Annotated in this window: 21 protein-coding genes and 1 pseudogene; 13 read left to right on the top strand and 9 right to left on the bottom strand. The window is 37.0% G+C overall.

Annotation, left to right across the window (positions count from 1 at the left end; translation table 11 throughout):
- Positions 1-199: 199 nt before the first annotated feature.
- Both QUF91_RS23820 and ltrA read left to right on the top strand, forming a co-directional pair.
- A complete protein-coding gene (locus QUF91_RS23820) occupies positions 200-1798 on the top strand; it encodes an RNA-dependent RNA polymerase family protein (RefSeq protein WP_289419588.1) in 1599 nt (532 codons plus the stop codon).
- A 1114-nt stretch (positions 1799-2912) separates the two neighbouring features.
- Positions 2913-4175, top strand: coding sequence for a group II intron reverse transcriptase/maturase (gene ltrA / locus QUF91_RS23815; RefSeq protein WP_289416808.1), 1263 nt, complete (start codon positions 2913-2915; stop codon positions 4173-4175).
- Between the two features lie 312 nt (positions 4176-4487).
- On the opposite strand, the gene QUF91_RS23810 is transcribed toward ltrA, so the two are convergent.
- Together QUF91_RS23810 and QUF91_RS23805 are read right to left on the bottom strand one after the other, a co-directional pair.
- Entirely contained in the window at positions 4488-4682 is a 195-nt protein-coding gene (locus QUF91_RS23810; RefSeq protein WP_289419586.1) for a hypothetical protein, read from the bottom strand.
- Between the two features lie 321 nt (positions 4683-5003).
- The gene (locus QUF91_RS23805) at positions 5004-5891 is read right to left on the bottom strand and encodes a LysR family transcriptional regulator (RefSeq protein ID WP_289419585.1); all 888 of its coding nucleotides are present in this window, start codon (positions 5889-5891) and stop codon (positions 5004-5006) included.
- Between the two features lie 115 nt (positions 5892-6006).
- On the opposite strand from QUF91_RS23805, the gene QUF91_RS23800 reads away from it, so the two are divergent.
- The 5 genes from QUF91_RS23800 to QUF91_RS23780 all read left to right on the top strand — a co-directional run bounded on the left by QUF91_RS23800 (position 6007) and on the right by QUF91_RS23780 (position 10861).
- Positions 6007-7404 (top strand): MFS transporter, encoded by a 1398-nt coding sequence (locus QUF91_RS23800; RefSeq protein WP_289419584.1) that lies wholly within the window; start codon positions 6007-6009, stop codon positions 7402-7404.
- A 427-nt stretch (positions 7405-7831) separates the two neighbouring features.
- On the top strand, positions 7832-8392 hold the full coding sequence (gene thpR, locus QUF91_RS23795) for an RNA 2',3'-cyclic phosphodiesterase (protein ID WP_285400165.1): 561 nt from the start codon (positions 7832-7834) through the stop codon (positions 8390-8392).
- 175 nt (positions 8393-8567) lie between these two features.
- Positions 8568-9602 (top strand): ABC transporter permease, encoded by a 1035-nt coding sequence (locus QUF91_RS23790; RefSeq protein ID WP_285400166.1) that lies wholly within the window; start codon positions 8568-8570, stop codon positions 9600-9602.
- 1 nt (position 9603) lies between these two features.
- A complete protein-coding gene (locus QUF91_RS23785) occupies positions 9604-10290 on the top strand; it encodes an ABC transporter ATP-binding protein (protein WP_053485720.1) in 687 nt (228 codons plus the stop codon).
- A 289-nt stretch (positions 10291-10579) separates the two neighbouring features.
- The gene (locus QUF91_RS23780) at positions 10580-10861 is read left to right on the top strand and encodes a hypothetical protein (protein ID WP_285400167.1); all 282 of its coding nucleotides are present in this window, start codon (positions 10580-10582) and stop codon (positions 10859-10861) included.
- A gap of 214 nt (positions 10862-11075) precedes the next feature.
- Here QUF91_RS23780 and QUF91_RS23775 read toward each other — a convergent pair.
- A pseudogene (locus QUF91_RS23775) lies at positions 11076-11648 on the bottom strand (SDR family NAD(P)-dependent oxidoreductase); the annotation flags it as partial.
- Between the two features lie 134 nt (positions 11649-11782).
- Here QUF91_RS23775 and QUF91_RS23770 point away from each other — a divergent pair.
- Together QUF91_RS23770 and QUF91_RS23765 are read left to right on the top strand one after the other, a co-directional pair.
- Positions 11783-12133, top strand: coding sequence for a VOC family protein (locus QUF91_RS23770; protein ID WP_285400168.1), 351 nt, complete (start codon positions 11783-11785; stop codon positions 12131-12133).
- Between the two features lie 118 nt (positions 12134-12251).
- Entirely contained in the window at positions 12252-13343 is a 1092-nt protein-coding gene (locus QUF91_RS23765; protein WP_289419583.1) for an S-layer homology domain-containing protein, read from the top strand.
- A gap of 83 nt (positions 13344-13426) precedes the next feature.
- Here the strand turns inward: QUF91_RS23765 and QUF91_RS23760 are convergent, their stop codons facing one another.
- Entirely contained in the window at positions 13427-14173 is a 747-nt protein-coding gene (locus QUF91_RS23760) for an arylamine N-acetyltransferase family protein (protein ID WP_285400171.1), read from the bottom strand.
- A 388-nt stretch (positions 14174-14561) separates the two neighbouring features.
- On the opposite strand from QUF91_RS23760, the gene nagB reads away from it, so the two are divergent.
- Positions 14562-15275: a glucosamine-6-phosphate deaminase gene (nagB, locus tag QUF91_RS23755; RefSeq protein ID WP_285400174.1), complete on the top strand. Its 714-nt coding sequence runs from the start codon at positions 14562-14564 to the stop codon at positions 15273-15275.
- Between the two features lie 113 nt (positions 15276-15388).
- Here the strand turns inward: nagB and QUF91_RS23750 are convergent, their stop codons facing one another.
- Genes QUF91_RS23750 through QUF91_RS23735 form a run of 4 tightly spaced genes read right to left on the bottom strand, consistent with a single transcriptional unit; the run spans position 15389 to position 16417 of the window.
- Positions 15389-15598 (bottom strand): hypothetical protein, encoded by a 210-nt coding sequence (locus tag QUF91_RS23750; RefSeq protein WP_289419580.1) that lies wholly within the window; start codon positions 15596-15598, stop codon positions 15389-15391.
- A complete protein-coding gene (locus tag QUF91_RS23745) occupies positions 15595-15762 on the bottom strand; it encodes a hypothetical protein (RefSeq protein WP_289419579.1) in 168 nt (55 codons plus the stop codon). Before QUF91_RS23745 ends, QUF91_RS23750 begins: the two co-directional genes overlap by 4 nt.
- Entirely contained in the window at positions 15738-16031 is a 294-nt protein-coding gene (locus tag QUF91_RS23740) for a hypothetical protein (protein ID WP_289419578.1), read from the bottom strand. Before QUF91_RS23740 ends, QUF91_RS23745 begins: the two co-directional genes overlap by 25 nt.
- Entirely contained in the window at positions 16007-16417 is a 411-nt protein-coding gene (locus QUF91_RS23735) for a hypothetical protein (protein ID WP_289419576.1), read from the bottom strand. The genes QUF91_RS23740 and QUF91_RS23735 overlap by 25 nt, the downstream gene beginning before the upstream one ends.
- Before the next feature lie 97 nt (positions 16418-16514).
- Between QUF91_RS23735 and QUF91_RS23730 the strand changes: the two genes are divergently transcribed.
- From QUF91_RS23730 to QUF91_RS23720, 3 genes are all read left to right on the top strand, one after another.
- Complete coding sequence (locus QUF91_RS23730; protein WP_289419575.1) at positions 16515-17417, top strand: S66 peptidase family protein; 903 nt, start codon at positions 16515-16517, stop codon at positions 17415-17417.
- A 45-nt stretch (positions 17418-17462) separates the two neighbouring features.
- Positions 17463-17864 carry a cytidine deaminase gene (locus tag QUF91_RS23725; RefSeq protein WP_289419573.1) on the top strand — a complete coding sequence of 134 codons (402 nt, stop codon included), beginning with the start codon at positions 17463-17465 and terminating at the stop codon, positions 17862-17864.
- Between the two features lie 549 nt (positions 17865-18413).
- Positions 18414-18752, top strand: coding sequence for a hypothetical protein (locus QUF91_RS23720; protein WP_285399643.1), 339 nt, complete (start codon positions 18414-18416; stop codon positions 18750-18752).
- Positions 18753-19057: 305 nt separating this feature from the next.
- On the opposite strand, the gene QUF91_RS23715 is transcribed toward QUF91_RS23720, so the two are convergent.
- On the bottom strand, positions 19058-19567 hold the full coding sequence (locus QUF91_RS23715; protein WP_285399638.1) for a hypothetical protein: 510 nt from the start codon (positions 19565-19567) through the stop codon (positions 19058-19060).
- Positions 19568-19575 lie beyond the last annotated feature (8 nt).

The following is a 19575-nucleotide window of genomic DNA, read 5'->3' as shown; positions in this document are numbered from 1 at the left end:
TTTTATTTAATAAAAGAACCTTTAATAAAAGAACCTTTAATAAAAGAATTAGTTTAGTGGAAGAAAAGTACGTATTTTATTTATCTAGAAGTGCGGATTTATTTTCAACTAAAAAACACTATGTAAAAGAGTAGTACATTAGTAAAATAAAATATAAAAAGGTTTATTTAAAATGATGCTTCACATTTAGGAGGAAAAGATGAAACTTAATAATTTGTATAATTTTAAAAATGCAGTTAAGCATTATCTTGATGTTGATGCGCTTAAAATGCCAGAAGATATATCTTCATTCAATATTAGCAATTTGAGCTGGGTTGATCCTTTTAATTTTAGAGTTAGAAAACAAGAAGATAAGTATCGCACCCTGAAGATGCCAAATATATTAAATTTTGTAGCAGCTTATGAACATTTTAAGGATTTATCAAATTTCGATACAATTCAAAATTTAGATCCTTTACATAAACGCTTATCTGCAAACATTGAGACTGGGGATTTTGTATCAGGAGAATATGATAAACAATTAGAAGAAGATTTTAACAGACTATGTGTATATGACCAGCTGCTTAAGATGGATATAAAGGAATACTACGGAAGGGTATATACGCATTTAATTGACTTTGAAACACATCAAGAACGATTCCTATCTAATATGAATAGAGGAAATACAAATGGATTAATAGTGGGAAATTACTTGTCATTATATTTCGCAGAAAGTAACCTGAAGAATATCAGCAATGACATTAAAGAAGAAATTAGAAGATCAGGGATTGACTGTGAGTTCTCTTATTTCTCTGATGATTTTTACTTTTTCTGTAATAGAGGGGATGATGATGTAGTAACAAGAATCTTTGATGAGGTTTTAGAGAAGTATGAATTAGAAAGAAATGATAATAAAAAAGAAGTTTGGACATATGAATCTTTTAATAATTACAACTTAGTTGCAAGGTATTGGAAAAAATTAATTGCCCATTGTAATGTTAGATACGACATGGAAAGAGATGATAACAAGCTATATTTTATAAACCAACTTGTTTATAGAGTGTCAAAATTGGAAGATGATAAACTTAAAAAAGTCTTTATAAATAATTTCTTTAAAACAAAATATTTTAGAGAGTTAGACCTTGAAAATTATCAAGTTAAGGATTATGATTACCACCAATTATGTTATCTTCTTAAGTTATCTCCTGAAACTATGTTGTATACGATGGATAAATTTAATGATATGAGTAATTTTGATAACAATAAATTGCGTAAATTTTTCCAAGTTAGGTATAGAGAAGCCCTTAAAACAACGTTTAATGAAGAGCAATTATATTTTTATTACGCAATAAAAATATTTAATTTTATGGATATATTGATAGAAAATAAAACTCTCGTGCTCGAAACAAAAAATCAAATCTTAATTTCATATTACCTACAAGAAGGGCACTTTGAAAAAGAGGAAATTGATAAATTAAAAGAAAATGTCGGTGAAGAATATTGGTTTCAGAATTATCATCTAATATTGTATTCTGATGATTTAAAAGCAGATTTAGACAACAGTATTAAAAAATATTTAATTCCAAAAAGAGTGAAAAAGCCGAATCAAGAGAAATCTTATATGGATTTTTACAAAAAGAATATATCCTTAGCTATTCCAATAATAAGAGATATTCCAGACGTTCTTAATGAAATTGAAGATTACTTAGCATTAAGAATAGAGGAAAGTGAAGAAGACTTCGAAGATGAAGATCTGGATTTTTACAAAGAGGATGAATTGATAGATCCTATAGACATTGTTATGGAAATTGAAGATTAGCTTTATGAATAGAAGAAAGTGAGGAAAACTTCGAAGATGAAAATATGGATATGTAAATATAATTTTGTCGATTGTGAAACAAGTTCTTCAAACTTTTTTATAAATATCTAAAATGCAATTTAATGAATTAACTCCATGTTGTTTAGTCTTTATTCAAATGGAGTATTTGTTGCATTTTGCTAAGAAGAATTACATAGTTTGGCAATTACACAATGTAGCAACTTTACATGGAGCCTCTTGAGGGCATGAGTAATAAGCCAAGAAGCCAGCTATATTACGAGTTGGCTTTGCCTAAACAAGGCTATCATGCTTTTTTAGAAAGTTGGATAAAACAAGAGGGATATATGAATTATTTTATAAATGATTAAAACAAATAAATTTTAAAACAGCCTGTTGTGCCGACAATGTGCCAAATGAAAGAAAAAACTCAATTAAGCGAGAATAGAAAAGCCTTGATAATAAAGGGATTTCTATTCTTTTCTGTTTTTAGAATATGCACAATACCCCGACCACCGGTATCATTACAGCGAAGAATCCTTGATATATCAGGGATTCTTTTTTATGTGCGCCCGGCATGCGTATGAACTATAGGGTGCAAGTCCCGAACCCCGAAGACAGAAGTAGAGGTTAGCCAAGAGCAAGGGTGTCCGTGGCGACGCGGAATCTGAAGGAAGCTGGAGGCAAAACACCGGTCCGAGGAACACGAATCTCATATAAGGCTAGGTATGATTGGATGAGTGTGCATAACAACACAAAGTCCTTTCTGTCGAAGGTCATATCGAGTAAATGAGGCGGATAGATGGTGTGAAAGTGCATGCGCTTACCCGGGGAGGTCTGATGGAAACGCAAAGTACACTTTGTAACCTACTTAGCGATAGGTAGCTGAACCATCAGAAGTCAGCAGAGGTCATAGTACCATTCACTTCTAGAATGAATGGGAAGGACCGAACAATTCGGAGAGAATAGCCCTTGGCATGCAGTTTTCTATGGTAAACACAGAAAATCCAGAAGGACCGACTTAATGGAGGTAATGGTGAATCCCATGAGGGACATTGAGCGGGTGCAGTAGAAACTGTTATAAGAAGACAAGCTATTCACGGAGGAGTCGAACGAGATGTTAATGAATCAAATATTATCACGGGAGAATCTGCTTCTCGCACTCAAACGGGTGGAACGAAACAAAGGGAGTCATGGAGTAGACAAAATGCCCGTAAAATTCCTACGACAGCATGTAGTCGAAAACTGGCTAACGATTAAGAAGCAAATTCTTGAGGGAACCTACCAACCACAACCAGTTCGCAGAATCGAAATCCCGAAACCTGACGGCGGTGTGCGACTATTAGGAATCCCAACCGTGACAGACCGACTCATTCAACAGGCGATTGCCCAAGTGCTATCCAACCTATATGACCCGAACTTCTCGAATCATAGTTACGGATTTCGACCAAAACGAAGTGCTCACGATGCAATCCGAGAAGCCAAAGGTCATATAAAAGAAGGATACCGCTGGGTAGTAGATATGGACTTAGAGAAATTCTTCGACAAAGTAAACCATGACCGTCTAATGAGTACATTAGCGAAGAAAATTTCTGATAAACCTCTACTCAAGCTGATTCGTAGATACTTACAATCGGGTGTCATGATAAATGGTGTCGTTTATGATACAGATGAAGGAACACCCCAAGGGGGCCCACTGAGTCCACTTCTCTCAAATATTGTGCTGGATGAATTAGACAAAGAATTAGAGAAACGTGGTCATAAATTTGTCCGTTACGCCGATGACTGCAATATTTATGTGAAAACAAAACGAGCAGGAGAACGAGTGATGGCAAGTATCAAAACCTTTATTGAGAAGACGCTACGATTGAAAATAAATGAGAAGAAATCCGCAGTGGCTCGTCCTTGGCAACGTAAATTCCTAGGATTTAGCTTTACCTCCCGCAAAGAACCACAAGTTCGAATTGCGAAAGAGAGCATAAAGCGAATGAAGAACAAAATTCGGGAATTAACAGCTAGAAAGAAGCCATTTCCAATGGAGTACCGAATTCAACAATTGAATCAATATTTAATTGGGTGGTGTGGCTACTTTGCATTAGCGGATACGAAATCAATATTTGAATCACTGGATGGATGGATTAGAAGAAGACTTCGCATGTGTTTATGGAAGAATTGGAAAAAGCCTCGTACGAAAGTGTGCAACCTCATTCGTTTAGGAGTTCCAGACTGGAAGGCTTACGAATGGGGCAATACTCGCAAGAGTTACTGGCGTATCTCGAAAAGTCCAATATTACACAGAACCCTTGATAACTCTTATTGGAGTAACCAAGGGCTCAAAAGTCTGCAAGCTCGTTATGAAATCTTGCGTTATTCATCTTAATTGACCGCCGTATACGGATCCGTACGTACGGTGGTTGGAGAGGTCGGGAGTTAATCACTCCCTCCTACTCGATTTGTAGTAAATTTATAGAAATCATTTAAGATCCTCTTAAGATGTATTTTTTGAGAGGGTTTTTTATAAGCCGCATGACACAGTAAAGAATTTTTAATAATACTTCTTCTAAAACGCTTTTATATCAAATTTTCAAAATATGATTGAAAACCGGCAAAAATGGATTTGTATACTTTTGTATAGGGTGATGCAGTTAATAACTGGCTCTTCACCTAAACGTGTGGTTGATTTCCGTTCCGCCTAGGCGCTTTGTCGCTGACGCTTCGCTTTCGCGCAGAAAAAACATTTGTTGCTGACGCTTCGCTTTCGCACAGAAAAAGCATTTGTTGCTGACGCTTCGCTTTCGCACAGAAAAAGCATTTGTCGCGCTGATATTACTGTATTACAAAAAGAAAGGAAAAGGACTAAAATACTGCTTCTATATTTTCTATCCACTAGGGTTTTATCTTAAAAATCCACCAACACTTGGTCCATGAATTGGTACTTAGAAAGTGTTATAACTAAAACAACATCAATAGTGACAATGACGATAAATTATTAGGTATTTTTCAAATGGTTAAAAAGAGTGGTGAAGGCTACTCTTTTTATTTTTCAAAGACGTATCCTATCTTAAATAATGTTAGATCTTTCAGGACATAAAAAACTTCTAACGAATAAACATGCTATATGCACGTTATTCGTTAGAAGTTATAATACTCCATTTAATAGTAGGATGTTCCATAACCAAATCGAATCAGTATGAGCCATACCGTAAGATTAATTGGACTGGTTCGATATTGTCTCAAAATAGTCCAGAACGACCTCGCGGAATTCCAAAGAAGCTTGTGTCATGTATCGACTCTTATGCCATAATAAAGCGATATCACGTACAAGTTCGTGATTCTCAACTTGCAAATATTTAATCTTTTCCCATGACATCTTTGCTGTGCTTGGTATGAAGGCAAGTCCAATTTCAGCTTCTACAAGATTGATGAGCCGTGTAGGTTCATCGCCCTCATATACATATTTAAGGTCAAATCCAGCCGATTTACATACAGAGTCTACTAAATCGCGAGTGCCGTAGCCTCTCTTCACACCGACAAAGCATTCATCCTTTAGTTCTGTCAAAGTTACGCTACTTCGGTCTGCTAGCCGATGCCCAATAGGAACAGCTACAAGAATGGGATCAATGAAGACAACTTGACATTCGATGTCTTCCCCTTGGATAGGAGGGGAAGACAAGCAAAAATCGACTTCACCTCGATGTAAAAGAGTGACCATTTCCAATGTGGTCAGCATTTGCACATGAAATTGGATATTAGGTCGTTTTTTACGAAACTCTCGCAGAATCTGGGGCAATGTGCTTGCGGTAGTTACCGCAAGCTTGAGTGTGCCAAATTCTGCGCTGGACCAATCGCTAATCTCCTGCTTCCCCTGTTCCAACTCAAACAAAGCCCTTTCCACGCGACGAAGGAATTTGTTGCCGAATTCATTCAGTCGCAGTTTCCGCCCTGTTCGATCAAATAAAGGTACCCCCAGATCTTCTTCCAGGCGTTGAATCGTTTTGCTTAGCGACGATTGCGTAACGTGGAGACTTCGTGCAGCTTCGGTTACATGCTCTAATCGAGCTACTGTTAAAAAATATTGTAGTTGAAGAAGTTCCATTTTTTTCTCTCCAATCATTCCTTTTGATCAATGATATCATAACTTAAAATGCGTTGGAATGAATGTAAGATTTCAAGTAAGATATCAATGTAACAAATATAAGGAGGATAAAAAAATGAATTCTCGTAGTAGGTGGTTAATGATAGCCGTTGGACTAGGAATATTATTAAACCCTTTAAATTCATCGATGATTTCTGTTGCTATTGCCAGATTGCAACATGTGTATAGTATTGATTTTACCGCTGTTTCCTGGATTGTATTTTCTTTTTATATTGCTAGTGCTATCGCCCAACCTGTAATGGGGAAGGCTAGTGATTTATTCGGTCGGAGGAAGATATTTCTGGCTGGTCTTGTTGTATCCTTGGTTTCTTCTATTCTGGCTCCATTTTCTCCGAATTTTGGATGGCTTATTGTATCCCGAATCGTGCAATCTATCGGAACTAGTATGCTGATTGCAGTTGGAACAGCAATTGTACGCATTCATATTACAGAGAAGCAAGCAGATGCGTTGGCAGGTTTATCGATTTTCCTATCAGGTGCGGCAGCTATAGGACCTTTTGCCGGAGGAGTACTTATTCAATGGTGGGATTGGCCTGCGATCTTCATTGTCAATATTCCGTTTGTAGTGGTGAGCTTTCTTTTAGCTTGGAAAATGATTCCTGACGACGAGCCGGCAGCATCGGTTTCACGTGACATGTCACTTCGAAAATTACTGGCTGTGATTGATGTGCCAGGAATTCTGCTCTTTGCGGTGGGACTGATTGCCCTTCCAGTTGGCTTGCTGTCAGCGAAATCATCCGGGCATTTCTCTATGTGGAATATCGTTGTTGGGATAATCGGTCTCGTTTCGTTGGGGATTTTCGTACGACATGAGTTAAAAACGGTGTCGCCCTTTATTCCTTTGCGCACCTTCGCCAAATATCCGGCGATGACTTGGGTCAATATACAATACATGCTCGTTAACTTGCTTTATTATGCACTCTTTTTCGGGATTCCTTCATACCTGCAAATGGTGCGTCATGTCAGCGAATTCCAGACAGGTATTATTATGTTAACATTGGGCTTGAGCTCGATTGTAGCTTCACCAATAGCCGGAAAATGGGTCGGTAAATCGGGACCCCGACCTGCATTGATCGTATCCTCATTACTGATGGTAGTGGGTTCAGTTTGGATCGTAACATGGACGCAAAATTCACCGATCATCAGTGTGTGTCTGGCATTAGCTGCTTTCGGTTTTAGCAACGGGCTAAACGCTGTTGGAATGCAGGCGGCTTTGTTTAAAAGCTCTCCAAAAGAAATTGCTGGTGTAGCATCTGGCCTGTTTAATACCTCGAGATACTTGGGAACAATTTTATCTACACTGTTGACAGGCATCATTATGGGAGATGAGTTCAACTTTACAGGATTTCGGTTGCTTGGAGTTTTCCTAACGATCATTGCATTGGTCTTAGTATTTATAAGTCTACGGCTCAGATATTCAGAGCAATTGGAAGAACTGAGTACAAGCGAGTAAAACAAAAAATAGGAGTTGAGTGTTATGACAACTGTTAATATTTTGTGATGAAAGCGATGTATTAAATGGTATTGATACCATTTATAGTTTTAGTTCTTGAAGCAACTAGGCGTTATTTAATAAGAAAAAATAGATAGAAATCAATTTAAATTACTGAATTTTCGAACTAATAATTTGGTAAATAGATAGATTCAGGTAAGCAGGAATTTTTTGTAGGGGACGATAAAATGGCTAAATTAATTCAAATTTTGAATAGTGTTATTTTAAAGTTTCTGCTAAAAAGCAAAGTAGGTTATTTAAATGGAAGGAATGTTTTCTTTTTATCTGGGTAGCCTTCGTATTAGCGTGGTTAGTACTGGTTGATAATTGTAGGAAAAGGCATAATACCTGTTAAGTAGCATTTACGATGAATAGTGAGGGTATAATTATGAACAGACACTTTTTTATTGCAGTTCCACTTCCTTCAGATATTAAAGCAGCTCTTCATGAGAGATGTGAAAAAATGACAACAGATTTTCATTTTAAACGATGGGTTCATCAGGAGGATTATCACATTACGTTGGCTTTTTTAGGTCACGCGGATGAAGAGCAATTACAGGTTGTAGTGGATGAAACGAGGAAAAATCTGATGAATGTTTCTCCGTTCGAATTAAAAATTCAAGGATTCAATACTTTCGGAAGAAGAGAATATCCAAGAATTTTATGGGTGGATCTGCTTGAATCACAGCAATTAAATTTTGTGAGAGACATAGTATACCGTGATTGTATGAAAGTTGGATTTGAGTTAGATAAGAAGCCTTTTACAGCACATATAACTGTTGCGAGAAAATGGGATGAAGCATTCGGAAAATTTCGATTCGAGGCATTGATGGAAGAAAATTTTCAACTTCCAAAATTTCTAGTGGAAGAAGTGATTTTGTACGAATCAAAGTTAGAGGAAACTCCGAAATATCATAAAAAGTCAGTTATTCGTTTAGATGGTCATTAGATCTGTCGAAAGTCTACTATCATAATGAGTAATATTACAATCAGCCCGTAAACCTAAAAAAGAAAAGGTTTACGGGCTTTTTTGTTAAAAACATTTCATTTTTAATAATTAGTTCATCTTCCGTTCATTTAAGGATTTTATGATAAGGATGTAAAAAGGAATGGAGGAGTTAACGATGAATCTTGCGTGGAAAGAAATTAAGAAGAATAAAGTAAGATTTTTAATATTAGGTTCGATTGTTTTTCTAGTTAGTTTTTTAACTTTTATTATTTCTGGTTTAGCGAATGGATTGTCACAAGATAATGCCGCTCTAATTAAGGATTTACCACAAGGTCAATTTTATATGGATAAGGATGCAGATCAAACTTATAATCTGTCAAAAATAGATAACAGTACACAAAATGATATATTGAGTAAAGAAAAAGATGCAGTAGCTTTTTCATTACAAATGGGCTTTTTAAATGATAAGGACAATAAGCAGCAAAGTGTTGCCTTTGTTACATCTACCGAGTCAGATTTATTTGAAAATGTGAAGCATAATGAAGTCGTATTAGACAGCTCAATGAAAGATAAAGGAATTAAAGTCGGAGATACATTAACGAATAATCAATTTAGCGGCAAGTTTGTAGTAAAAGGATTTGTCGACCAAAAGAAATATAGCCATGCACCTGTTGCCTATATTAATGAACAGGATTATAAAGAAATTTATCGTGTTGATGAAATGCAAATGATGTTCGTACCAGGCGGAGATTCTTCAAAAGAATTTGCTGGATTAGAATCATTTTCGAATAAAGAGTTTCTTAATACAATTCCAAGTTATAATGCAGAGCAAATGTCTTTAAATATGATTGTTTGGTTTTTAGTAGTCATTAGTGGAATGCTGTTTGCTATCTTCTTCTATATGATGAACGTTCAAAAAATTGGCTTATACGGAATTTTAAAAGCTATTGGTTTAAAAACAAGTAAGTTATTCCAATTGATATGGACACAGATGGCCATCATTACAGTTATTTCACTTATTTTGTCTGTAACCTTTAGCCAAGCATTCAATATGGTAGCGCCACAAGGGATGCCTTTCTCTTTAACAGTCGCGACAACGACGCAATTATCGGTAGTATTCCTAATTATTGGATTTATTGGGGCTACAATTTCAGGACTACAAATTAGAAAGATTGAACCATTACAAGCGATACAGCAAGGAGAGGCTTAATATGACTTTATTTACAATTGATGAGGTTAGAAAAACGTTTACTAATGGCGAAGTAAAAGAAGAAATATTAAAAGGAATAAACCTTTCTCTAAAAGAAGGAGAAATCATAGCATTGGTAGGTGCATCTGGCTCTGGTAAAAGTACGCTTCTAACAATAGCTGCGGGACTTCAGCCTGCATCAGATGGGCAAGTTATATTTGAAGATAACAATTTAACTTCAATGAGTTCTGAAGAAGTTCGAAAAGTACGAGCAAGTAAATTTGGCTTTGTCTTTCAGTTTGCACACCTTGTACCTTTCCTTACAGTTGAGGAACAATTACTGCTAATGCTTGATGTTTCTGAATCCAAGTTGAAGAAGTCTGAACAAAAAAATGAAGTTGATCGCATACTAAAATTAGTAGGGATGGACCATCGTAAAAATTCTTATCCTTCTTCATTGTCAGGTGGGGAGAAGCAACGTGTTGCCATTGCCCGGGCAATTATTCATAAACCGAAAGTTCTGTTCGCAGATGAACCAACGGCAAGTTTAGATTCAAAAAGATCAAAAGAGGTTATGTTATTAATTAGAGATTTAACTAAAACCTTAAACATTACTACTTTAATGGTAACACACGATGAAGAGATGCTTGCCTATACAGATCGTATTATTAAAATGAGCGATGGTGTCATTTTGCAAGATGCCCTTTAAATCAGAAAGCCACAACCACAGCCTTTGATGGTTGTGGTATTTTTTTTGATTAAACAGGCTCATCTCCGTAACTTGGAGTCCATTTCCGCTCCGATCGGGTACTTTCCTGACAGCTGTTGATCCTTAATGAGTCGCCCATCCTTCACTTCATTTTTTGGTGAGGATCTTAAACAACTGTATTAGGTTAATGATTAGGTGCAATTATGTATTTTTTTTAAAAGCCTAGTGTTAAGTTACCAAATCACTCAACTAATGAAGCATATTGTAGAAGAAAAGAGGGGGTGATTTTATGGCGTTTGTCATTGCATTAATAATTGTATTAGTAGGTTTAATAGCGGCATTCCAATTAAGTGAAGGAAGGTCGGAGAAAGGAAGATATATAGTTTGGGGTATCATTACAATGATTGCATTTGCACCATTCTTATCTTATTTAATTGGTGCAACGTATGGAATGCTGATTAGAAACGGTTGTGCAGCATCGATTATGATGTTTTTATCTCCTTTGATTTTTGTTATAGGTCTTATTACATTACTATTAGGTATTTATAAGAAGAATGAAGAAGATCGCTAACTGTCTTTTGGTGTTTTAGTTATCTTTAATATAAAGGTAAAAAACCGCGAGACTCCTGTGAATTGTATTTTCGATGAAGTGTGAATTGTAGCGAAGGAGACATATGCCTTCGTATCCAACATCCTATTTTTGGCCCTGATGCGGCTCGTGCCTTGTCGGCAGAAAAGCATAGCGGTTTTTTACCACCTTAGAAAAATGCATTTATTTTAAATGTTTATGTTAATCGAGCTTTTCGGCTTACTTTGCAGACCATTCTCATTAATGCCCTGTGTAAAGAAGGGAAGATGGTGAAGACGACATCCATTGTCTTACGCATTGGCATTGGGCAAATAATAAGCTTATTTTTGTATACGCCTGCAATAGTGATTTTTGCTAATTGCTGCGGGGACATCATTTTTTGTCTTTTCAATTGCTTGGACATCGCCGATTTATCAAAAATAGGAGTATCAACAAAAGCCGGACATAGTGTGCTTACTTTGATGCCAAATTCCTCAGCTTCATAGTGTAATGATATCGTTAGGCCCACAACAGCATGCTTTGTAGTTGAGTATGCCGTTGATATAGGAGATGGCCCTAGCCCCGCCGCTGATGAAGTATTGATGATATGTCCAAAACCTTGTTCTTTCATGATTTGATAGCTAACTTGTGTACCATACATAACGCCCCATAAATTGATATCCATAATGTTTTTCCATTCGTCTATCATTACTTCACAATACATAGCTATACCGGCATTATTGAATAAATAATCTATTCTATGAAATTCCTTATATACATTTTTAATTGCATTGAAGCGGCTCCTCGAAAGAGCCCAGTCGGAACGGAAATCAACCCCATGTTATGGTGATGAAACTAATGGAGGAAATATCCATTAAATTGTTGAACTATAAATTATGTTTCAAAAATCAGGAGGGGAATTACATGGGGAGAGTAATAGGGTTTGAATTAAATAGTCAGGAGCCTGAAAAAGCAGCTGAGTTTTATGCCAAGGTTTTTGGTTGGGAGGTAGCTGCACCTCATTGGGAATATTGGGCTGTAACAACTGGGGATGATAATAAATCAGGGATTAACGGTGGTATTGCAAAGGGGCCACATGACTATCCTTTTGGAACACGTATTCAAATTGAAGTTGATTTTATCGATGACGCTATTTCTAAAGCTAAACAAAATGGTGCCATCGTTGTTCGTGACAAAATGGAGTTCGATGAGTTTTATCTTGCCTATATGGTAGATCCAACTGGGCTTGGCTTCGGCTTAATTCAAAATAAATAATCGTACTGATTAACAAAGTCTCTGCGAATGATTGTGGAGGCTGTTTTTGTTAATAATTGTATTGGAAATAATACCTAAAAAAGTATATTATGAATAATGGAGAAAGAGAGGGAAAGACATGAAAAAGATGTTGAAAATAGTATGTGCACTATTATTAGCTGTTTGGTTAATACCGATGGAAGGTGTACAGGCAGCGAGCTTCAAAGATGTGTCCAAGGATAACACATTGATAACGGAAATCGATTACTTAGTTGAAAAAGGAATTATTAATGGCTATCCTAATAACCTGTTTAAACCGAATACATATGTAACTAGAGCACAGGTAGCTGTTATGCTAACACGTGCTTTAGGATTGCAAACGACGAATGTCAAAGATCCAAAGTATCAGGATGTACCTACTACACATCCCTATTATAAAGAAATTGCAGCAGTACAAAATACCGGCATTTTCGATTCGGCACAGAAATTTAACCCGAATGCACCTCTTTCAAGAGGGGACATGGCGATTGTGCTGCAAAGAGCATTTAAATTAAAAGGATCTGAGACAAGCTATTTTACAGATGTTTCAGCTAAGACAAGAGGCTATAAGGAAATCTCAGCAATTTCTAGTAACAATATAACAAGAGGATATGATGATGGTTCATTTAAGCCCAATTTACCTTTAACACGAGCTCATTTTTCAGCATTTTTAGCTCGTGCATTAACGCTATCGAATCCGAATCTATTAAAAGATAAAGCGTATGACTACACGTATTCGCATTATTCGTTGAAAGACAAAAAACACTATACATTAAAATATAAGTATAGTCATTATGACGATAAGAATGATGTGTGGGCAATAAGCGATTTGAATTCTAATAAAGTATTTAATAGTGAGCTTTTATTTAGCGATGGTGATGTTTTTGGTCAAGGAGTTGCACGTGATTATGATTTATTTTACGATTTAGCCTTCGAATTACCGCTTAGAATTGGCGTGATTCAACATGAGGATGATGGTGGGATAATTTCAGGAGTCCGTCTTACTGTTAAAGCAACAGATGGCACTGTCCGAGCAGGTGGTGTCGATTATAATAATGTAATTGTTCTAGAAGAAAAGTCCGTAAATAGTGATGGAGTTTCAACATATTACTTTGTCGATGGTATTGGTTTAGTTAAGGAGCTCTACAATGATGTTGTTGTTTATGAGTTGCTCGAGCGTACAGCCAAATAAATGAAATGTTAGCCAAAGGAAAAGCAAGTCTCAGATTAATGAGGAGGCTTGCTTTTGCCGTGAATGTATAAGTACCGAAGCATCTAGTCTAATGAGATATGAAAAAAACGCTGAAGTGCTTGTAGCCATTCTTTTTCGTTATGTGTTTTATAGGTTGTTAGGGATTGTCCTTCATATATTCTGAATTCGTTGTTAAGCATTGTATGTCTACCGCGAGGGGTACGAATCATCGCAATTTTATTTTGTTGTTTAGAAAGCCTTGGAGCAAACTTTGCATCGTTAGCGTCATCAAAAAAACTATAAAGTAAACGCCAATTATGTTTTGTTTGTTCGTACAGCATCCAGCCGTTCGCATCATCACGTTCAATTTTATAAAGTTCATTGCCTTCACGGTGGTGATGCCCAGCTATAAGTGGAACTGGCTTACACGGAGCTAGTGCGCCTACGCCAACATCGGAAATATATGATTGGCCAGCGAAATTGACAAGCAATAGCTGATGCATAGGTACATCTTCGGCAGGAGCATCTTCTTCAAAATTGCGCCAAAACTGTGCATAGCGATTGGTCACTGAAAAGCCGAGCTCGCGAAGTAGCCAACTAAATAAAATATTTAGTTCAAAGCAATTGCCTCCACGTTTGCGAACAATTATTTTTTGAAAAATATCAGGAATCGAGAAGGAGATGTCTTGTTTCAAGGCAACATCCAAGTTTTCATACGGGATGATGTATAAATGACTTGTTTGTAATTGTCCAAGTAGTTTAATAGACGGCTCAGTTAAAGGCCCTTGAAAAAGAATATATTTCAAATATTGCTGTATTTGTGAATTCATTATATCGCCTCACTCCCTTATTAAATAACATAACCGAAATGGCTTGGGAATACACGTATAATATTTAACTTCTTTCGGCGGATGTCTTTTGTACCGAAAGCGTAGCGGCAGGTACAGATGTTTTTTGTAACGTAAGTGAAACGGCAGTTACAGATGTTTTTTGTAACGTAAGTGAAACGGCAGGTACAGAAGTCTCCTACCTCTATAGGTGGTGAGATGAATGCGGCGGACGCAATTATGCCGAGGTATAATTGATGAAGAAAATAATAGAAAATTAGATGGATAACTAGTAAGATTGATATATTAGCTACTATTTAGAGAACTATTTCCCAATTTAGTTAATAATAAATATTGTAAGGTAGGTATAAATATGACTATGACAACTAAAATGAAGTGGATAGAAGTAAATTCTTACGATGAAATGAGCGAAGTCGCAGCGGATATTTTTACTAAGCAATTACAAGTAAAGCCGGCAAGTATTTTAGGATTAGCAACTGGTGGTTCTCCTGTAGGGATGTATAAAGAATTAGTGAAACGACAACAAGCTGGAACTATTTCTTTTAGCGACGTTATTACTTTTAACTTAGACGAATATGTTGGCATCGATCAATCAAGTCCAGCAAGTTATTGGACATTTATGCATGAGAATTTATTCAAGCATGTAGATATTAAGAAAGAAAATATACATTTACCAAATGGTAAGGTAGAGGATTTGGCTGCTGAGTGTGAGGCATATGATGCTCGAATCAAGGAAGCAGGAGGAATTGATTTACAGCTCTTAGGCATCGGCGTTAACGGACATATTGGCTTTAACGAGCCAGGAACACCTTTTGATTCACTAACTAATATTGTAGAGTTAACTGAATCTACACGCAATGAAAATGCAATTTATTTTGATGACTTTAAAGATGTACCAACACATGCTATTACAATGGGGATTCAATCTATTATGAATGCTAAGGAAATCGTATTAATTGCATTTGGTGAAAAAAAACTAGAGGCCATCGAAAAATTAAAAAGTGGTATCGTGACAGAAGATTTCCCAGCAAGTCAATTATTAAACCATGCAAATGTAACGATTATTTACGGCGGAACAAACTAGAAAATAAGCGCAGATTTCATATTATTTGAAATCTGCGCTTATTTTTTTGAGTTCGAAGAGACGGATAGGAATCGGAGTGGCGGATGGAACTGGCAAAGCGACGGATAGAAAAGTCAAAGTCGTGGATAGAGCAGCCAAAAGCGTGGATAGCCCCACCAAAGTGACTGATAGAAGTCAGGGCGACGGATAGAATTGGCAAAGAGACGGATAGAAAGGCGAGAGTGACGGAAAGAAGAGCTCAAGTGATGGATAGAAATCAGAGCGACGGATAGAACTGGCAAAGCGACGGATAGGAGATCGAAAGCGATGGATAGAAAGGTCAAGGTGACGGATAGAAGAGCTCAAGCGACGGATAGAAATCAGAGCGACGGATAGAACTGGCAAAGCGACGGATAGAAAGGTCAAGGTGACGGATAGAAAAGCTCAAGAGACGGAAAGAAGAGCTCAAGCGACGGATAGAAATCAGAGCGACGGATGGAACTGGCAAAGCGATGGATAGGAGATCGAAAGCGACGGATGGAACTGGCAAAGCGACGGATGGAACTGGCAAAGCGACGGATAGGAGATCGAAAGCGATGGATAGAAAGGGCAAGGTGACGGAAAGAAGAGCTCAAGTGATGGATAGAAATCAGAGCGACGGATGGAATTGTCGAAGCGATGGATAGGAGATCGAAAGCGACGGATAGAAAGGTCAAGGTGACGGAAAGAAGAGCTCAAGCGACGGATAGAAATCAGAGCGACGGATGGAACTGGCAAAGCGACGGATAGGAGATCGAAAGCGATGGATAGAAAGGGCAAGGTGACGGATAGAAAAGCTCAAGCGACGGAAAGAAGAGCTCAAGAGACGGATAGAAATCAGAGCGACGGATGGAACTGGCAAAGCGATGGATAGGAAAGCGAAAGCGACGGATAGAAAGGTCAAGGTGACGGAAAGAAGAGCTCAAGAGACGGATAGAAATCAGAGTGACGGATAGAAGGGTGAAAGCGATGGATAGAAATAGCAAAGCGACGGATAGAAGAGTCAAAACCGTGGATAGAACAGCCAAAATCGTGGATAGCCCCGCCAAAGCGTGGATAGAACAGCCAAAATCGTGGATAGCCCCGCCAAAGTGAAGGATAGCCCACCAAGTCTGACCATTCACCCGGAAGTTCATATGTTACAGACATTAGCCTCGCTATTAATCAATGCTACAATATTATCTATATGCTAGAATAAGGAAAACCAATGGAGGGATTAGCATGAAAAGTACAGTACCGCATTTACAAAAGGGTGATACAGTTGGTCTTGTGGCTTTATCAAGTCTAGTGAAGCCAGAAATGCTAGGGGATGCAATATCCTTTCTTGATGATTTAGGTCTTAAATATATTATTGGGGATACCATTCAGGCAAAGCACAGCTATCTAGCAGGTAGTGACGAGGAGCGTCTGGCTGACTTTCATGGGATGGTAAGAAATCCAGAGGTGAAGGCAATTTTTTGTGTCAAGGGGGGCTATGGATCTGCCCGAATTGCGGAAAAGATTGACTATGGACTACTTGAAGAAAATCCAAAAATCTTCTGGGGCTTCTCTGATCTTACATATTTACATTGCGCAATTAATGAATTTGCTAATTTAGTGACGTTTCATGGACCGCTCCTTATGTCTGTAGGAAGAATAGATGATGTATCAAAGAAAATGTTTTTACAGCTATTTTCACCGATGGAATTGCAATATACAGAGGATATTTCACCATTAACAACGATTGCATCTGGTGTTGCTCGCGGTCAGATTATTGGAGGAAATTTACGTCGTCTTGTCAGCACATTAGGTACAAAATTTGAAGTTCGCACGGAAGGTAAAATTTTATTGATTGAGGAGCTAGCGGAGACGATTCCACATATTGATTCTATGCTGCAGCAATTAAAGCAAGCGAGAAAGCTTGAGCAGTTAGCGGGTGTTATGATCGGTTCCTTTACACAAACTGAAGCAGATGAAGCGGCACTGCATACTTTAATGAAGGAATATTTTGCGGATTTAGGCGTTCCAGTTGTAGCAGGCTTTAAAATTGGCCATGAAGCAACGAATATTGCTATTCCATTAGGAGTAGATGCTATTTTAGATGCACAGGAAAAGGTACTGAAGATTTTACCTGGTGTGCATTAAAAAAAGCGTTTTATGTTAAATTGATTAAAAATAGGGAGGAAGAAGATGGATATTGAGCAAAAACTATATCAGTCGGTGGTAGAATTGATCGAAAAAAGATACCCTTCTGGTTGGGGTGGTGCTGCAGCAATGTATACAGAAGATGGTCAGATTTTAACGAGCGTAGCACCGGACGTTATCAATGCCTCTACTGAATTGTGCATGGAAACTGGTGCAATACTTGAAGCGCATAAACTTAATACGAAGGTTACTCATAGTATTTGTATTGCCAGAGAAAATGAAAATTCTGTATTTACTGTGTTAACTCCTTGCGGTGTATGTCAAGAAAGGCTTTTTTATTGGGGTGAAAATGTAAAAGCGGCTATCACTAATCCGAATGGTGAATTGATATTTAAAACACTGAGAGAAATACAACCATATCATTGGTATAAAGCATACGAAAAGTAATTAAGAAAATTTTTTCCTATCGTAATGAGGAATAACTAAAAAAAGACAGTACATATTTGTTGTGAAAATATGTACTGTCTTTTTGATTTAATAAGGCTCTGCGTTTGCATTCGTTTAAAGCCAATAAAAAGCTCTCCTACACACAAGATGTAAGAGAGCTATTGGATGGCGTTTTCAAGTAATTTCCAAAGTTTGTGAGGTATGGCCATTGCTTATAGTTGGTTATTAGTCATTGGTCATACAGTAACAGGTAACTTGTCATTGGTTTAGTCAAGTTAGCACCAAAAGCTAGTTTTGAAAACAGCACATCCAATTCGGTATGAAGTCTTAACGACTCCATAATTTCATTGTATACAGTTTTAAGTGATAAGGAAAGTATTGATTTATCCCGCCCCCATATTAGGTAATGGTATTCATATAACAAGTTAAGCTACATGTATGCTGAAAATTCTAAAAATAAACTGGCTAATTTAGCTAAAAATGGAACTTTGATTCGATTCATTCGTATACATAGTAAGGAACATTAAATTTGAAGAGTAGGGGGATTATATGAGTAGAAAAAATATAATTATTATGATAGTGACATTTATTCTAGAAGTTGTTATTACGTATTTTATTGCCTCATTTTTCTCTGTAAGATTCATCGAAGTAATGTTTTTCACTGGTATGGCTTTTGCTGGAGGAACGTTTTACTTTTCAAGTAGTGGTGGAGCAATGTCTAGGTTATATAGTTCTCAGGCTAGTGGGCAAACAGGTATTATTCAGAAAAGAGAACGCTTCACTTATACAATAGGTCCAGTATTTACTGCTTCATTTGTCTTCTTTTTAATTGGGTTAGTATTCTTTATCCTACTTATTTTTGGGATAATTCCGCCAAGCGAAACTTAAATTATATACTAAACAGGAGCTTTAATTGAATAAATCATAAAGAGACCCTACCATCAGTTGCTCAGTCATTAGGATTAAATATAGCAATAGGTGTAGCGGAAGAGAAAGGCACTCATTCATATGTTGATTCCAATTATAAGGTAACTGCTCTTTTCACTGATATCGATTTAGGAAAATTTGAAATTAATTATGATTTAAGTAAGTAAAACAAAAAGCATCCCAAAGCTGCACTCCAATTTGTTAAACTCAATTGGAGGTGCAGTTCAAAAAGGATGCTTTTTTTATTGCAGTACTTTACGATCTGATTAGAAATAACGAGAATCATCGAAATTGATTTCAACACTATAATTCTTTGCATTGATAAGATTCGATAATTTATGTGCATCTTTTTCTAGAATATTAGCACGTTCACGGTACTCATCTGGTTCATACATAGCAATTTCATAAAGCATTGTATTTTCACCATACCCCATTCGTACACTTTCTTTTTCGTGCATACTAAACTGTTTGCAAACCTCAGCATCAGCACGGAGCTGTGTTGCGAGCTCAATCGCTTCAACTAATGTCAGTTTTTCTCCTTTAAAGTCTACGAAGTTTGTTATATTTGCTTCATATACTAAACGATCTAAAGTACGGATATCAAGGCGTACTTGTGCTAACTCAGCTTCAATTACTTTCATTGCACGATTACTCGATTTGGGAGCTTGCCCTTTTTCGACAGTTACAAAAGCGCTACGATGTAATTCCCTAACGAGCTCCTGAACCTTTTTTGCTAAAATACTTTTTAGTTTAACGGCTTCAGCAAGATTAATCATGAAAACAC

The organism is Lysinibacillus sp. G4S2 (genome assembly GCF_030348505.1).
Lineage (GTDB): Bacteria > Bacillota > Bacilli > Bacillales_A > Planococcaceae > Lysinibacillus.
Note: the sequence above shows the minus strand (reverse complement) of the source record. Positions and strands in the feature narration are given on the sequence as shown.

What these genes read in the sequence shown, in the direction of transcription:
- QUF91_RS23820 (WP_289419588.1), top strand. Translation starts at nt 200, where the DNA reads ATGAAACTTAATAATTTGTATAATTTTAAAAATGCAGTTAAGCATTAT.
- ltrA (WP_289416808.1), top strand. Translation starts at nt 2,913, where the DNA reads ATGTTAATGAATCAAATATTATCACGGGAGAATCTGCTTCTCGCACTC.
- QUF91_RS23805 (WP_289419585.1), bottom strand. Translation starts at nt 5,891, where the DNA reads ATGGAACTTCTTCAACTACAATATTTTTTAACAGTAGCTCGATTAGAG.
- QUF91_RS23800 (WP_289419584.1), top strand. Translation starts at nt 6,007, where the DNA reads ATGAATTCTCGTAGTAGGTGGTTAATGATAGCCGTTGGACTAGGAATA.
- thpR (WP_285400165.1), top strand. Translation starts at nt 7,832, where the DNA reads ATGAACAGACACTTTTTTATTGCAGTTCCACTTCCTTCAGATATTAAA.
- QUF91_RS23790 (WP_285400166.1), top strand. Translation starts at nt 8,568, where the DNA reads ATGAATCTTGCGTGGAAAGAAATTAAGAAGAATAAAGTAAGATTTTTA.
- QUF91_RS23785 (WP_053485720.1), top strand. Translation starts at nt 9,604, where the DNA reads ATGACTTTATTTACAATTGATGAGGTTAGAAAAACGTTTACTAATGGC.
- QUF91_RS23780 (WP_285400167.1), top strand. Translation starts at nt 10,580, where the DNA reads ATGGCGTTTGTCATTGCATTAATAATTGTATTAGTAGGTTTAATAGCG.
- QUF91_RS23770 (WP_285400168.1), top strand. Translation starts at nt 11,783, where the DNA reads ATGGGGAGAGTAATAGGGTTTGAATTAAATAGTCAGGAGCCTGAAAAA.
- QUF91_RS23765 (WP_289419583.1), top strand. Translation starts at nt 12,252, where the DNA reads ATGAAAAAGATGTTGAAAATAGTATGTGCACTATTATTAGCTGTTTGG.
- QUF91_RS23760 (WP_285400171.1), bottom strand. Translation starts at nt 14,173, where the DNA reads ATGAATTCACAAATACAGCAATATTTGAAATATATTCTTTTTCAAGGG.
- nagB (WP_285400174.1), top strand. Translation starts at nt 14,562, where the DNA reads ATGAAGTGGATAGAAGTAAATTCTTACGATGAAATGAGCGAAGTCGCA.
- QUF91_RS23730 (WP_289419575.1), top strand. Translation starts at nt 16,515, where the DNA reads ATGAAAAGTACAGTACCGCATTTACAAAAGGGTGATACAGTTGGTCTT.
- QUF91_RS23725 (WP_289419573.1), top strand. Translation starts at nt 17,463, where the DNA reads ATGGATATTGAGCAAAAACTATATCAGTCGGTGGTAGAATTGATCGAA.
- QUF91_RS23720 (WP_285399643.1), top strand. Translation starts at nt 18,414, where the DNA reads ATGAGTAGAAAAAATATAATTATTATGATAGTGACATTTATTCTAGAA.
- QUF91_RS23715 (WP_285399638.1), bottom strand. Translation starts at nt 19,567, where the DNA reads ATGATTAATCTTGCTGAAGCCGTTAAACTAAAAAGTATTTTAGCAAAA.